The following is a 13,852-nucleotide window of genomic DNA, read 5'->3' as shown; positions in this document are numbered from 1 at the left end:
GTAGGCCTGTGATCCATTTTGTTGTCTCTCCCTTCCTGCCTTGGATCTCTCGTGTCTAGCCAACTGCTCCGCTCGCCCGCGCAAAAGGCCAATATCGTTGGTAGTCTGTTCATGGTCGTGGCCATGGGGCTGTTTGCGCTTGAAGACACCTTTATCAAGGGGGCTGCGGCAGTTCTGCCAGCTAGTGAAGTGCTGTTGATCTTCGGCCTGGGCGGGGCGGTTGCCTTTGCCGTCTTGGCTTTGATCCGCGGAGAAAGCTTGTTTACGCGGGATGTGGTTTCACCACCGATGCTGATCAGGTTCGTCTTCGAGTTCACCGGACGGCTGTTTTACGTGCTTGCCCTGGCCTTGACGCCGCTGTCATCGGCGACGGCCATTCTGCAGGCGACGCCGATTGTGGTTGTCATGGGGGCAGCGCTGGTCTTCGGGGAAACGGTAGGTTGGCGCCGCTGGACAGCAATCGCGATTGGGCTGCTGGGCGTGATGATTGTCCTGCAGCCGGGCGCCGAGGCTTTTTCGCCTCTGTCCATTCTGGCTGTTGTCGGCATGATCGGATTTGCCGGCAGGGATCTGGCCAGCCGGGCTGCCCCTGCGGCGCTTTCGACCAATGCACTTGGGTTTTACGGCTTTCTGACAATCTGCGTTGCTGGACTGGCTTATTCTGTTTGGGAGGGCGCTCCTTGGGCCGTTCCGGACAGCGCTGCCTCAGCCGCCTTTGCTGCGGCCGTGGGTTGTGGTGTGCTCGCCTACAGCGCCCTGATGAAAGCGATGCGGACGGGAGAAGTGGCCAGCGTCACACCCTTTCGCTATACGCGTCTGCTCTTTGGGGTTGGGCTTGGTGTCCTTGTTTTCGGCGAAGACATGGACAGCATGATGATTGTCGGCTGCCTGTTGATCGTGGTAGCGGGCCTGTTCATCTTGTGGCGTGGCCAGAAGGTCAAACAGGACGCGGCCTGAAGTCGCTGTATTCTGTTCAGCGACCGGACTTATGCGCTTCAACGAGAGCCCGATACCAGTGCGCACTGTCCTTCAGGGTTCTGACTTGGGTGGTATAGTCGACATGAGTGATGCCGAAGCGCATCTTGTAACCTTCCGCCCATTCGAAATTGTCCATCAAGCTCCAGAGGAAGTAACCTTTGAGCGGAATATCGGTCGAGGCGGTTTCGGCGACCACGGCAAGATGCTTGTCGAGGTAGTCGATCCGCCTTTGATCGGCAATTGTGCCATCAACCGGCTCGTCGTTGTAGCAGGCGCCATTCTCGGTGATATAGCAGGGCGGAAGGTCATAGCGCGCATAGACCTCGCGTATTAGATCCCCCAGCCCTGTCTCAAAGACCTCCCAACCGATATCCGTCAGGGGAACATCTGTGCTCGGAGGCACAATATTTGCCTGAGGGTAGGGGGCGGTGGGCGTGGCGTCATGCTGGACGCGCATGGGTGTGTAGTAGTTCAGGCCCCACCAGTCGAGCGGTTGATTGATGGTCTCCATGTCGCCGGCTTTAATGCGCATCTTGTCGCCAAAGGCATCCAGGACGCCTGCGTCATATTCCCCCTTGAAGACGGGAGAAAGATAAATGCCGTTGTTGAAGGCAAATGCCCGCTCTGCTGCTGCCTTGTCCTCCGCACTGTCGCTATGGGGATAGACAGAATGCAGGTTGAGGACTGTGCCCATCGGCAGGTCTGGACGAATAGCACGAGCAGCCTGGACCGACCTTCCATGCGCCAGATTGACCACATGGGTGGCGGCTGCAAAGGCTTCAATACTAGCCTCACCCGGTGCATGAATGCCGTAGAGGTGGCTTAAGTGGCAAATGCACCAAGGTTCATTGAATGTGGCCAAGGCATCGAAGCGGTCGCCCAACCGACGGACGACGACGTCCGTGTAGTCGGCAAAGGCATCAGCTGTTGAACGGGCAGTCCAGCCACCATCACCACTCAGGCCTAGTGGTAGGTCCCAGTGATAGAGGGTCGGGAAAACCTTCAGCCCTCGCTCCAGCATGCCGTCAATGAGCCGGTCATAGAACGCCAAGCCCTTTTCGTTCACTGGACCGCGTCCATCGGGGAGGACGCGTGGCCAGGCGATGGAGAAGCGGTAGGCATCTACGCCAAGCGATTTGATCAGATCAAGGTCTGCTTCCCAAAGATGATAATGATCGCAGGCAACATCGCCGGAGTGCTGTTGATAGACACGACCGGGCATCTTTGAAAAGGCGTCCCAGATGCTGGGACCCCGGCCGTCTTCGCGCGCTGCGCCCTCGATCTGGTAGGCTGCAGTCGCAACGCCGAACAGAAAGTCATCGGGAAATTTTTGGGCAAGTGTCTTGGCGAGGGAGGTGGCGGAAGTCATTCAACGGCATCCCTGATGTGACGCTGGAAAAGTGAGGCAGAAAGGAGCGGCTTTCCCGCTTGTTTCACATTCTGTGTAGCACCGCTTTGGGGGGGGACGCATCCCGCAAGATGTCTCGGATAGCCTCATTGTTCTTACCGAGATGCAGGCGCGCCAAGTGCGGGAAACGGCGCGGGGCAGACGGAGAGCCAAGTTTGGCAGGAAGAAGGAACAAGAAGAAGGACTTAAAGCCGTCGTTAGAAAGAAAATTACCGAAACCCGCCATTTTTTTGGCGTTTAGTCTTGCCCCGTTGGTCTGGTTTATGCCATGTCCTGCGCAGTCTCAGCCCCTCCCGGGGCTCTAGGGCCTCCCTCCAGGGACACCCCAGAGGAACTTCCCCAAAGGACTTCCCATGAAGCTTCTTGCTCATTTCATCCGCTTTGTCAGCGGATTGAACCATTTTATCGGCCAAGCTTTTTCCTGGTGCGCGTTGGCGATTGTTCTGGTCTGTTTTTCCGTCGTGGTTCTGCGCTACGCATTTGCCGTCAGTTTTGTCTGGATGCAGGATCTCTACATCTGGCTGAATGGCGTGATGTTTACTGCGGTCGCGGGATTCGCACTGCTGCGTGACGACCATGTGCGCGTCGATGTGTTCTACCGGCACGCCCGTCCTGCGCGTAAGGCGGCGGCCGACATGATCGGTGCCGTCGTCTTTTTGCTGCCCTTCACGTTTGTGGTCCTGGCTTATTCGTTGCCCTTCGTGTCGCGCTCATGGCGCTACACGGAGGCATCAGCCAACGTCGGCGGCATGCCGGGTCTCTTCGTGCTCAAGAGCTTCATCGTCGCCTTCGCCCTGCTGATCGGTTTGCAGGGTCTGGCCATAGTCGCTCGCTCCATTCTGGTGCTGAGTGGCCGTGATGACATGGTGCCGGAACGCTTTGCCTACACAACAGAAGAAGAAACACACGAGGCGGCTGTCTGATGGAACCCTCCCTGCTTGGTGAGATCCTCTCGGGTCTCATGTTCTTTGGTATCATCGGGTTCCTGCTTCTGGGCTTTCCCGTTGCCTTCACGCTTGCCGGTGTATCGCTGCTGTTTGGCGCGGCTGGTATGTGGTTCGGCGTTTTTGATCCGTCCAACTTCGGCAGCCTGCCGAACCGCTATATCGGTTTCATGACCAATGAGGTGCTGGTCGCGGTGCCGCTGTTCATCTTCATGGGTGTGATGCTGGAACGGTCGAAGATCGCCGAGCAGTTGCTGATGACCATGGGCAAGTTGTTTGGTAATCTTCGCGGAGGTCTAGGACTGTCGGTGATTATTGTTGGTGCCATGCTGGCAGCTTCCACCGGGGTGATTGGGGCGACGGTCGTGACGATGGGCCTGATCTCCCTGCCGGCAATGCTGCGCGCCGGCTATAGCCCGAAGCTGGCCAGTGGCGTCATCTGCGCCTCCGGGACGCTTGGCCAGATCATTCCGCCATCGACGGTGCTGATCTTCATGGGGGACATGCTGTCTTCCATCAATGCACAGGTGCAGATGGAGAAGGGCAACTTTGCGCCCACTCCGGTTTCTGTCGGGGATCTGTTTGCGGGTGCCATGCTGCCGGGCCTGCTATTGGTCGGGCTTTACTGCGGTTGGGTGGTGGTCAAGGCGATCACGGATCCGGACTCTTGTCCGGCGACACCAGTGCCGCCGGAGGAAAAAAAGGGCCTGGCACGGGAGGTGCTGTTTGCTCTTGTACCGCCGATGCTTTTGATTTTGGCGGTGCTCGGCTCCATTCTGGGTGGTGTTGCCACGCCGACTGAAGCGTCTTCCGTCGGAGCTGTCGGGGCCATGGTTCTGGCGGCAGCGCGCATGCGTTTGAGCTACCAGATCCTACGCGAAACCATGGTGGCGACGGCGACAATTACCTCCATGGTCTTCATCATCCTGTTCGGGGCATCGGTCTTTTCGATCGTTTTCCGGATGCTGGGAGGCGAGGCGCTGGTGCATGAATTCCTGAACAACCTGCCAGGTGGTCAGGTGGCGGCGCTGATCCTGGTGATGGCGATCATGTTCCTGCTCGGGTTCATTCTCGACACTTTCGAGATCATCTTCATTGTTCTGCCAATTACCGCGCCGATCCTGTTGGCGATGGATGTTGATCCGATCTGGCTTGGGGTGCTGGTGGGTGTGAACCTGCAGACGTCGTTCCTGACGCCGCCTTTCGGATTTGCACTGTTTTACCTGCGCGGGGTCGCGCCGTCGTCGATGGCAACTTCTGACATCTACAAAGGGGCTATTCCCTTCGTGCTGTTGCAGATCCTCGGCATGGCGATCCTGTTCATGTTCCCGGAGATCGTCACCTGGTTGCCGACGGTGCTCTGAAGCCGCACGGTTTTCAGTAAAAAAGCCCGGGCAGAATTCCCGGGCTTTTTCCGTTTCAGAAGGGTTGATCTGTCAAATCAGAGGTCGAAGTACTGCTTGCGTGTCTGGATGTAAGAACCTTCGTTGTTCTCTGTGCGTGTGCGCACCAGGCGCAGTGCATCTCGGAAGCTTTCAGCAGCCTTCTTGGTCAGCGGATCGCTGGAGTTCAGCAGCTCGCCATGGATTTCAAGTGCGGCGGTTGCTGCGGCCTGCTTGATCTCTTCCGGGAATTCGCGCACCTGAACGCCATGGTCGTCCACCAGGGTTTTGAGGGCACGTGGATCGTTGGCAAAGAAATCGTTGCCCATCTGGTCGCTTTCGGCCTGACAGGCGGTCTTGACGATTTCCTGCAGGTCAGCCGGCAGCGCCTGGAACTTTGCCTTGTCCATGGCGAGTTCGGTTGCCATGCCCGGCTCGTTGAAGGACGAGATGTAGTAGTTCTTGGCAACTTGGTAAAAGCCCAGAGCCAAATCATTGTAGGGGCTGACGAATTCGGCTGCATCGAGAGCGCCGGACTGCAGCGCCTGGAAGATTTCGCCGCCGGCAATGTTGGTCACGGTAACGCCGAGCTTTTCCCAGACCTTGCCGCCGAGGCCAGGTGTGCGGAAGCGCAGGCCTTTCAGGCTGTCGAGGCCTGTCAGCTCTTCGCGGAACCAGCCACCAGCCTGGTTGGCGGTGTTGCCGGAAATGAATGCCTGAAGGCCGAACTGGTCGTAAACTTCATCCCAGATTTCTTGACCGCCGAGGTTGTTGACCCAGGTGGACACTTCGCGATGGGTCATGCCGAAAGGCACACCTGTGAAGAAGTTCAGGGCCTGCGACTTGTTCTGCCAATAATAGGAAGCGGAGTGGCACATTTCGGCGGAACCATCGATGACGGCATCCAGCGACTGAAGCGCAGGCACGAGCTCGCCAGCGGAGTAAACCTGAATGGTCAGGCGGCCATCGGAGGCCTTGGTGATGCGGTCGGCCAGCCGCTGCGCGCCGACGCCGAGGCCAGGGAAGTTTTTCGGCCAGGTGGTAACCATGCGCCAGGTGATCTTGTCTGCGGCAATGGCCGGTGCAGACAATGTGGCGGCGCCTGCAGCACCCGCGCCGATGGCTGCGGATTTGATAAACGAACGACGATCCATGGAAAATGTCCTGTGAACGCTGAAAAGCATTGTTTTGGAGGGATCCGGGGCGTGGCCCGGATGCTTGGGAGGTGTCGGAAAAAATCACTTCCCCGGAACCGTGTCTAGGGGGTATACGCTCAAGTGTTCTTGCGATTTTTCTTAGGTTCAATCCGGCTCAGAATAACGTCAATAGCACTGACATTTTTACGCTGATTTTCTGGGCGTGCTTATAATTGCATCTTTGCCTGTGATCGATCGGTCTGGTTGCGCGACCCCGAACGAGTGCGTATGACAACGGCCTGTTCAAACGGAGTTGCCATGACCGAGATCGTTCTTATCGCTGCGATGGCCAAAAACAGGGTAATTGGCGCCAATGGCGACATGCCTTGGAAGATCTCTTCCGATTTGAAGCACTTCAAGCAGCTCACCATGGGCAAGCCAATGATTATGGGCCGCAAGACCTTTCAGTCATTGCCGGGCATGTTACCGGGCCGACCGCATATCGTTGTCAGTCGGGATCCGAGCGTTCAGGCGGGGCGCGCGGAGATTGTGACCTCACTTGAAGATGCTCTGGCCCGTGCGAAGCAACTCTCGGAGGCGCTTTCTGTCGGGCAGGTCATGGTGATCGGCGGAGGGCAGATCTATGCGCAAGCGCTTGCCCTGGCTGACCGGGTGGAGCTGACCGAGATCAACGCCGTTCCGGAAGGCGACACCTTTTTCCCGGAATTGGACCCGCAAAGCTGGCAAGTTACGAGGCGTGTGGAGGGAGAACGTGGCCCATTGGACAGCGCTGATTTTCAGTTCGTGACCTATGAGCGCAAGGATTTTCAATCATGAGTGTGGAAACCACCGAACTTGTTCTTGTCGGGCGTTGGTCGGCTTTTGATCGCATGAGCGGGAAGGAGGTGCATGACATGCTCAGACTCCGGCAGGATATTTTTGTCGTTGAGCAGGGCTGCGCTTTTCCCGATATCGATGGCAAAGACCCGGAGGCACTGCATTTCAGACTGTTCGACGAGGTTGCTGATACTCTGGTGGGGGCGTTGCGTGTCTTCTTGCCGGAGGCTGGCTCGCGGGTAGCGCGTATAGGACGCGTCGTGATGCGTGCGGAGTACCGTGGCGGTGGTCGCGGCCGGATGCTGATGGAAGCCGGACTTGCAAAAGTGCGGGAACTTGTGCCTTCAGCTGAAATTGAGTTGTCTGCTCAATCACACCTTCATGCTTTTTACGCCGGTTTGGGGTTCAAGTCCTGCTCGCAAGAGTACCTCGAAGACGGCATTCCGCATGTGGACATGGTCTTGCAACCATGAATGCTGCATTTGGCCTCAGGAAACACTCCGAAACACCTTGAAAAGCTTGGCAAAACGCACCATGTCCGCGAGAGGTTTTCGCCGGACTGGGAAGGGGAGACTACGCGGCTTGATTGAAAGCCCTTGGTAACTTCCCTATAACCGGCGGTGAGTCAGAACGGAACTTATGAAACCGGCAAGCTGGGTGGGAACAACAGGTTCTCTCGCAAGTTGCGTGTCGGAACCTTGGGAAAAGGAAACGTGAATGCCTTGGAGCAATCAATCCGGAGGCGGTGGCCCATGGAAGGGCGGCGGCAACAACGGTGGACCATGGGGTGGGGGCAACAATAACGGCCCTTGGGGTGGTGGCCCGAACCGCGGTGGCGGTGGCGGCGGCGGCAATACCCCGCCCGATTTGGAAGAATTGCTACGTCGTACTCAGGATCGCATGAAAAATGTCATGCCGGGTGGCGGCGGTCGTGGTCTTGGCGTAGTCGGTGGTCTTCTGGTCATCGCTATCGTTGCGGGCATTTGGCTGTTCACTGGCCTTTACCGGGTCGAAGAAGGCGAAGTCGGCGTCGAGCTGGTGTTTGGTGAAGTCACCAATCAAGCTGGAACAGGCCTTAACTACAACTGGCCGTACCCGGTTGGCGCCGTCTATCTTCCGCAGGTCGCCTTGCAGCGCGAGCTGACGGTTGGTGTCGAAGAATTTGTGACCGGCAGCCAGGTTCGTTCCCGTGATGTTCCGCAGGAAAGCCTGATGTTGACTGGCGATGAAAATATCGTGGATGTCGGCTTCAAGGTTCAGTGGCGTATCAAGAACACTTCTGAAGGCATTGCCAACTTCCTGTTCAATATTCAGAATCCGGAAGGCACTGTGAAGGCCGTTGCTGAAAGCGCCATGCGTGAAGTTGTCGGGCGTTCGCAGATCGACGCGATTCTGACTGCCAACAAGCAGGCCATTCAGGAAGATGTCCGTACCCTGATGCAGGGGACGCTGGACACCTACCGCGCCGGCGTTGAAGTGACAGAAGTTCAGATGCAGCGCGTTGATCCGCCTCAGCAGGTCATTGATGCATTCCGTGATGTTCAGGCGGCTCGTGCCGACCAGGAGCGTATCCAGAACGAAGCTCAGTCTTACGCCAACCGGGTTGTCCCGGAAGCGCGTGGTGAAGCAGCCCGTATTCTGGAAGGCGCGAACGGTTACCGCGAGCAGACTGTAGCTGAAGCGACCGGTGAATCCGAGCGTTTCACTCAGATCTATGACCAGTACAAGAACGCTCCTGCTGTTACGCGTGAACGTATGTATCTGGAAACCATGGAGAAAGTTCTGGGAGCCAACAGCAAGGTCATTATCGACAGCAAGTCCGGTGGCCAGGGCGTCGTGCCATATCTGCCGCTCGGTGAACTGACTGGACGGTCTTCTGCCAATCGCACTGGAGGGGCTCAATAATGCGTAGCGGTTTTCTCGCTGCCCTGGTCGCCATCGTTGCGGTGGTGCTTTACATGGGCGCTTTCATCGTCAATCCGACCCAGCAGGCTCTCGTCCTGACTTTCGGTCGAATCGACACGGTTATTCAGGAGCCGGGCCTGAACTTCAAATGGCCGATTGTTCAGAACGTCGTTTATCTCGACAAGCGCGTTCTTGATCTTAACGTGCCGACCGTCGAGCCGAACCTGGCCGACAAGAAGCGTATCGTTGTTGATGCCTTCGCACGTTACAAGATCTCCGACCCGGTCCTGTTCTTCCAGCGAGTGCAGACCATCAACGCGGGTAATCAGCGTCTTTCGACGTTCCTGAACTCGGCAATCCGTAACGAGCTTGGTAAGGTCTCCTTCGACAAGATCGTTCGTGACGACCGTGACGGCGTGATGCAAATCATTCGAGACAACGTCAGCGTGAAGGCCGAGGAGCTCGGCATCGAAGTGGTGGATGTGAAAATCCGTCGTGCCGATCTGCCGGATGCAAACTCGCAGGCGATTTTCGCCCGTATGCAGACCGAGCGTCAGCAGGAAGCGACGCAGATCCGTGCACAGGGTGAAGAGCAGGCACGCCGTATTCGCTCGCGGGCGGATCGTGATGCCACGGTTCTTGTTGCTGAAGCCAAGCGTGATTCTGAAATCACACGCGGTGAAGGCGATGCCTTGAGAAACCGTATCTTTGCTGAAGCGTACAACGCTGATCCGGACTTCTTCGCATTCTATCGGTCGATGCAAGCCTATGAAACGGGTTTGCAGCAGGGCGAGACAAGCCTGGTCCTGTCGCCGGATTCCAGCTTCTTCCGCTACTTTAACGATCCGGCTGGTACAGCAAGGCTCGGCGCTGGTGAAGCAGACGCTGCGGTCACTGCTCCGGTTGAAACAGGCTCTTCGGCGGCTCCTGCTGCCCAATGAGCGATTTTCTGACGGCCTTGGGCCTGGTGCTGGCGCTGGAGGGTACCCTCTATGCGCTGGCGCCAGGCCGCATGAAATCCATGATGCGGGCCGCACTGGAAAGCACCGATCAGGCACTGAGACTTGCAGGGGTTGCGGCCCTTGCTCTCGGTGTTTTGATCATCTGGCTTGTGCGCACGTGAAAAATCCGCTGCCCATTCTCGGGCACGCCGATGGCAAAGCCAATTTTCTCCACTACACTCAAATTGACTGAAGTGGCTGTCCTGTAAGATGGCTGCAACAGACGAAGCCTAACCTGATCGGCGAAGATCCCTTCCCGGGATCGTGACGTCGACTGCCGGATGGAGGAACCGAATGGGGTTCGAAACACTCGAAAGCACTCGAACGCTGGTCCTGACGAAGGTCTTCAGCAGCCTGCGTCCGGTGGCAACTGCTGTCGCAACGGCAATTCTGGTGACGACGGCTACCCTTCAGCCTGGTTTGGCTCAGGGGCCGGTTTCCGTTGCTGATCTCGCAGAGGATCTGGCCGATGCAGTCGTCAATATTTCCACGTCGCAGACAGTGCAGGGCCAACGCTCTGTTCCCTTGCCGAAAGTGCCGGACGGCTCTCCTTTTCAGGAGTTCTTCGAGGAATTCTTCAATCAACAGAACCAGGATGAGGACCGCCCTCGGCGTGTGCAGTCGCTTGGCTCCGGCTTCGTGATTGATGGCACCGCCGGTATCATCATCACCAATAATCACGTTATTGAAGGGGCTGACGAGATCGTCGCCAACTTCAATGACGGCACCAAGTTGACTGCAGAGCTGATCGGGACCGACGAAAAAACCGACATTGCCGTTTTGAAGGTGACACCGGAGAAGCCGCTGGTCGATGTCAGTTTCGGCGACAGCGATGCGATCCGTGTTGGCGACTGGGTGATGGCCATCGGCAACCCTTTTGGCCTAGGTGGTACGGTGACGGTCGGGATCGTTTCGGCGCGGAACCGCGACATCAATTCCGGTCCTTATGACAATTTCATTCAAACAGATGCCTCCATCAACCGAGGCAACTCGGGCGGTCCGCTGTTTGACATGGATGGTCGTGTGATCGGTATCAACACGGCGATCATTTCACCCTCAGGTGGCTCTATCGGTATCGGCTTTGCTATTCCGGCCAAGACCGCGACCCGGGTAATCGCGCAGCTGCGTGAATTCGGTGAAACCCGCCGTGGCTGGCTCGGCGTGCGTATTCAGGAAGTCACAGACGAGATTGCCGAGAGCCTGGATCGGGGGGCTGATACCTCTGGGGCACTGGTTGCCGGAGTGACCGAGAATGGTCCGGCGGAAGCCGCCGGGATTGAGCCAGGTGACCTGATTCTGGAGTTCGACGGCAAGCCGGTTCCGACCATGCGGGAACTGCCAAGAATGGTCGCGGAAAGCCCTATCGGTAAGGGTGTGGACGTGTTGGTGCTGCGCAAGGGTGAGGAAGTGTCCCTGCAGGTTGAGCTGGGCCGCCTGGAAGAGGCTGCAGTGGAAACTGATGAACTGCCGAAGGATTCCGTTGTCGAGGACGATCAGCCTGTCGAGCGCGAAGTTCTCGGCATGATCCTGAGTGATATCAACGATGAAGCCCGCGAGAAGTTCAGCATCGCGGAAGATGTCACTGGCGTTCTTATCACAGAAGTGGCGCCTGGGAGCTCGGCTGAAGAGAAACGCATTCAGGGTGGTGACGTGATCAAGGAAGTGGCTCAGGAGCCGGTGGAAAGCGCGCAGGACGTGATCGATGCGGTTGAAGCGCTGCGGAAAGAAGGCCGTCGCCTGGCGCTTCTGCTGCTGTCCAACGAGACTGGTGATCTGCGTTACGTTCCTGTCCGTATTGAAGACTAAAGCCTGCTGGCTTTCTCCGTCGTTGAAGACAAAACAGCCGCTCCTTTCGGGGCGGCTGTTTCTGTATGGACTGTTGGACGTTGAATGGTCCTGCTGGCGATTAGCCAAGGTTGAAGTCGCTGAGCGCATAGCCTTGCATGTAGAGGAGAGCGGTCAAATCTCCGTGCTTGACGCTCAAGTCAGCTGCCGCGGCAACTGCTGGTTTTGCACGGTAGGCAACCCCCAGGCCCGCGCGCTCGATCATCGCCAGATCATTGGCGCCGTCACCGACTGCAAGTGCATCAGAGAACGCCAGTCCCTTTTCGCTGACCAACTCCTCCAGTCGTTGACGCTTGGCGTCTCGACCCAGTATCGGTTCCTGGACCTTGCCGCTGAGTTTTCCATCGCGCTCCAGAAGCAGATTGGCCTGGTTCTCGTCAAAACCGAGAAGAGTGGCGATTGCCGAGGTGAAATGCGTAAAGCCGCCTGAGACGAGCGCGCAATAGGCGCCATTTGCCTTCATCGTCTGGACAAGAGTACGGCCGCCGGGCATCAGCTGGATACGTTCGCTCAGAACCTTGCCAATAGAGGAGACCGGCAAGCCGGCCAACAGGCCGACGCGTTCCCGCAAAGCCGGGTCGAATTCCATCTCACCGCGCATGGCTCTTTCGGTGATTTCGGAGATCTGGTCTTTCAGCCCGAGCTCGGCTGCCAGTTCGTCAATGCATTCCTGACGGATCATGGTGGAATCCATGTCCGCAATGAGCAACAGCTTGCGTCGGCCTTCGGCTTTCTGCACAAAGACGTCAATTGGCCGCTCAGAGAGGGCGGCCTTCAGCTGTTCCGTTAGGGCTGCCTGATCGCCTGCGATGCAGGCAAATTCAGCGGCAATTCCGGAGTTCAAGATGCGCGGATCGCCGGAGCCGGGCAACAAGACCTGGATTTCTTCCAGAAAGGCACCCGTGACAGCCGGGGTCATCGGATTGGAAACGAAAGTGGCAACAAGGGACATGTGCGGGACCTTGAAAGACATGCAGGAAGGGGCGGCGAAAACACCTCGTGCCGTTCTGATAGCCGGGCCGACCGCCAGCGGCAAGTCGGCTTTGGCGCTCAAGTTGGCTGAACGGCAAAATGGGGTGATCGTCAACGCGGACTCCATGCAGCTGTATAAGGAACTGCGCCTCGTCAGTGCCCGCCCGAGCCGCGAGGAGGAATCGCGGGTCCCGCACCGTCTCTACGGGGTTATCTCGGCTGCACGGCAGTTCTCCACCGGAGCGTGGCTGGATCTGGTTGGCGCGGAAATCAATAGAATCGAGCAGGAGGGCAAGCTGCCGGTGATCGTTGGCGGAACCGGGCTCTACTTCAAGGCACTGACGGAAGGTCTGGCAATCATTCCGGAAATTCCCGATGAGATTCGCGCTGCATGTCGGCTGCTGGCTGATGTAAAAGGTGTCGACGGAGTGCGTGAACGGCTGGTGTCGAAGGATCCGCTGGCTGCTGAAAATCTGATTGATCTGCAACGGTTGACGCGTGCGCTGGAAGTGGCGGAAGCAACAGGAAGGCCCTTGGCTGAGTGGCAACGGGATGCCCAGAGCTCGGCACTTCTGCGGTTGGTGGATTGTCGTAGCTTTGTGCTTGGACCGCCGCGTCCATGGCTTCACGCGCGAATCGCTCAACGAGCAAGCCTGATGCTTTCGGAGACAGGCGAGGCGGAAGTGCGTGCTCTCTTGGAGATGAGCCTGCCGAAAAGTCTGCCTGCGATGCGCGCCATCGGAGTGAGAGAGATCGCCGATTTGTTGCGGGGCACAACGGACCGGGAGCAGGCTCTTCACCATCTGACAGTGGCCACGCGGCGCTATGCCAAGCGCCAGGAAACCTGGTTTCGCAATCAGATGCCGAAGTGGCCGCGGGTTGATCCGACGGATACCGTAGCCTTGGAAACGGCGTCAAATCAGTAGTTTTTCGTAGCTTTGACGTGATCAGATCTGTCCGATGATGCGCCAGAGGACCATTGCTCCCGACCATCGTTATTACAATCAATGCGGGAGTTTTCCTTGTATTGGGAGAGCGAAAATGACGTCCAGATTTTGTGCGCCGCACTGTGGAACATTTGTCTAAATCCAAGAAAACGTATAAGAATTTTTGATGACGGTCGGCTAAATGTGGCATACTTGCCATGGTTCGGGCACAATCTAGGATTAGTGAATTCGATACCTACACAGAGGGAGAGAACGCCTTATTCAAACTGAATTGGCGTCCTAGTACAAGCTTAGGCTCTTCTCCTCTTCAGCCTGCTTTGGAAGAGTCCAGAAAAAGGATCATCAGGCAGTGAGCGGAAAGTCTCGCCAGAGAAGTTGAAAAACGTTCATGACCCGCACGGGGTGAACTCATCACGTGGCAATTGGTGAAAGTTCAGTTGCAGGTTGGTTGGCTCGCATGAGCTATCTCAAGGATCTAATTCTTCCGTTGGGGTAGT

General features: G+C 57.2%; 13 protein-coding genes. 10 read left to right on the top strand and 3 right to left on the bottom strand.

Features of this window, described 5'->3' with window-relative positions; all coding sequences use genetic code 11:
- Positions 1-51 precede the first annotated feature (51 nt).
- The gene (locus J0X15_RS00415; RefSeq protein ID WP_331461852.1) at positions 52-957 is read left to right on the top strand and encodes a DMT family transporter; all 906 of its coding nucleotides are present in this window, start codon (positions 52-54) and stop codon (positions 955-957) included.
- 16 nt (positions 958-973) lie between these two features.
- On the opposite strand, the gene J0X15_RS00410 is transcribed toward J0X15_RS00415, so the two are convergent.
- Positions 974-2,347 (bottom strand): GH1 family beta-glucosidase, encoded by a 1,374-nt coding sequence (locus J0X15_RS00410; protein WP_206937229.1) that lies wholly within the window; start codon positions 2,345-2,347, stop codon positions 974-976.
- 392 nt (positions 2,348-2,739) lie between these two features.
- Here J0X15_RS00410 and J0X15_RS00405 point away from each other — a divergent pair, with 392 nt between their 5' ends.
- Positions 2,740-3,309 carry a TRAP transporter small permease subunit gene (locus tag J0X15_RS00405; RefSeq protein WP_206937226.1) on the top strand — a complete coding sequence of 190 codons (570 nt, stop codon included), beginning with the start codon at positions 2,740-2,742 and terminating at the stop codon, positions 3,307-3,309.
- The gene (locus J0X15_RS00400; protein WP_206937223.1) at positions 3,309-4,694 is read left to right on the top strand and encodes a TRAP transporter large permease; all 1,386 of its coding nucleotides are present in this window, start codon (positions 3,309-3,311) and stop codon (positions 4,692-4,694) included. Before J0X15_RS00405 ends, J0X15_RS00400 begins: the two co-directional genes overlap by 1 nt.
- Positions 4,695-4,771: 77 nt before the next feature.
- Here the strand turns inward: J0X15_RS00400 and J0X15_RS00395 are convergent, their stop codons facing one another.
- Positions 4,772-5,866, bottom strand: coding sequence for a TRAP transporter substrate-binding protein (locus J0X15_RS00395; RefSeq protein ID WP_206937221.1), 1,095 nt, complete (start codon positions 5,864-5,866; stop codon positions 4,772-4,774).
- Positions 5,867-6,166: 300 nt separating this feature from the next.
- Here J0X15_RS00395 and J0X15_RS00390 point away from each other — a divergent pair, with 300 nt between their 5' ends.
- The 6 genes from J0X15_RS00390 to J0X15_RS00365 all read left to right on the top strand — a co-directional run bounded on the left by J0X15_RS00390 (position 6,167) and on the right by J0X15_RS00365 (position 11,397).
- The gene (locus J0X15_RS00390) at positions 6,167-6,685 is read left to right on the top strand and encodes a dihydrofolate reductase (protein ID WP_206937219.1); all 519 of its coding nucleotides are present in this window, start codon (positions 6,167-6,169) and stop codon (positions 6,683-6,685) included.
- Positions 6,682-7,158 carry a GNAT family N-acetyltransferase gene (locus tag J0X15_RS00385; RefSeq protein WP_206937217.1) on the top strand — a complete coding sequence of 159 codons (477 nt, stop codon included), beginning with the start codon at positions 6,682-6,684 and terminating at the stop codon, positions 7,156-7,158. The genes J0X15_RS00390 and J0X15_RS00385 overlap by 4 nt, the downstream gene beginning before the upstream one ends.
- Positions 7,159-7,402: 244 nt before the next feature.
- On the top strand, positions 7,403-8,590 hold the full coding sequence (gene hflK, locus J0X15_RS00380) for an FtsH protease activity modulator HflK (protein WP_206937216.1): 1,188 nt from the start codon (positions 7,403-7,405) through the stop codon (positions 8,588-8,590).
- Positions 8,590-9,531, top strand: coding sequence for a protease modulator HflC (gene hflC, locus J0X15_RS00375; RefSeq protein ID WP_206937214.1), 942 nt, complete (start codon positions 8,590-8,592; stop codon positions 9,529-9,531). Before hflK ends, hflC begins: the two co-directional genes overlap by 1 nt.
- A complete protein-coding gene (locus J0X15_RS00370; protein ID WP_206937212.1) occupies positions 9,528-9,713 on the top strand; it encodes a DUF2065 domain-containing protein in 186 nt (61 codons plus the stop codon). The genes hflC and J0X15_RS00370 overlap by 4 nt, the downstream gene beginning before the upstream one ends.
- A 172-nt stretch (positions 9,714-9,885) precedes the next feature.
- A complete protein-coding gene (locus tag J0X15_RS00365; protein WP_206937210.1) occupies positions 9,886-11,397 on the top strand; it encodes a Do family serine endopeptidase in 1,512 nt (503 codons plus the stop codon).
- Positions 11,398-11,497: 100 nt separating this feature from the next.
- On the opposite strand, the gene serB is transcribed toward J0X15_RS00365, so the two are convergent.
- Positions 11,498-12,388 (bottom strand): phosphoserine phosphatase SerB, encoded by an 891-nt coding sequence (gene serB / locus J0X15_RS00360; protein WP_206937207.1) that lies wholly within the window; start codon positions 12,386-12,388, stop codon positions 11,498-11,500.
- On the opposite strand from serB, the gene miaA reads away from it, so the two are divergent.
- Positions 12,372-13,334, top strand: coding sequence for a tRNA (adenosine(37)-N6)-dimethylallyltransferase MiaA (gene miaA / locus J0X15_RS00355; protein WP_331461851.1), 963 nt, complete (start codon positions 12,372-12,374; stop codon positions 13,332-13,334). The two genes, serB and miaA, sit on opposite strands and share 17 nt — an antisense overlap.
- Positions 13,335-13,852 lie beyond the last annotated feature (518 nt).

Origin of the sequence: Roseibium limicola, assembly GCF_017313085.1 — a bacterium.
Taxonomy (GTDB): Bacteria; Pseudomonadota; Alphaproteobacteria; order Rhizobiales; family Stappiaceae; genus Roseibium; species Roseibium limicola.
The sequence above is the reverse complement of the archived record's forward strand: the minus strand, read 5'-3'. Positions and strand labels throughout refer to the sequence as shown.

Excerpts from the sequence above, each read along its gene's own strand:
- J0X15_RS00410 (WP_206937229.1), bottom strand. The coding sequence starts at position 2,347 with ATGACTTCCGCCACCTCCCTCGCCAAGACACTTGCCCAAAAATTTCCC.
- J0X15_RS00405 (WP_206937226.1), top strand. The coding sequence starts at position 2,740 with ATGAAGCTTCTTGCTCATTTCATCCGCTTTGTCAGCGGATTGAACCAT.
- J0X15_RS00400 (WP_206937223.1), top strand. The coding sequence starts at position 3,309 with ATGGAACCCTCCCTGCTTGGTGAGATCCTCTCGGGTCTCATGTTCTTT.
- J0X15_RS00395 (WP_206937221.1), bottom strand. The coding sequence starts at position 5,866 with ATGGATCGTCGTTCGTTTATCAAATCCGCAGCCATCGGCGCGGGTGCT.
- J0X15_RS00390 (WP_206937219.1), top strand. The coding sequence starts at position 6,167 with ATGACCGAGATCGTTCTTATCGCTGCGATGGCCAAAAACAGGGTAATT.
- J0X15_RS00385 (WP_206937217.1), top strand. The coding sequence starts at position 6,682 with ATGAGTGTGGAAACCACCGAACTTGTTCTTGTCGGGCGTTGGTCGGCT.
- hflK (WP_206937216.1), top strand. The coding sequence starts at position 7,403 with ATGCCTTGGAGCAATCAATCCGGAGGCGGTGGCCCATGGAAGGGCGGC.
- hflC (WP_206937214.1), top strand. The coding sequence starts at position 8,590 with ATGCGTAGCGGTTTTCTCGCTGCCCTGGTCGCCATCGTTGCGGTGGTG.
- J0X15_RS00370 (WP_206937212.1), top strand. The coding sequence starts at position 9,528 with ATGAGCGATTTTCTGACGGCCTTGGGCCTGGTGCTGGCGCTGGAGGGT.
- J0X15_RS00365 (WP_206937210.1), top strand. The coding sequence starts at position 9,886 with ATGGGGTTCGAAACACTCGAAAGCACTCGAACGCTGGTCCTGACGAAG.
- serB (WP_206937207.1), bottom strand. The coding sequence starts at position 12,388 with ATGTCCCTTGTTGCCACTTTCGTTTCCAATCCGATGACCCCGGCTGTC.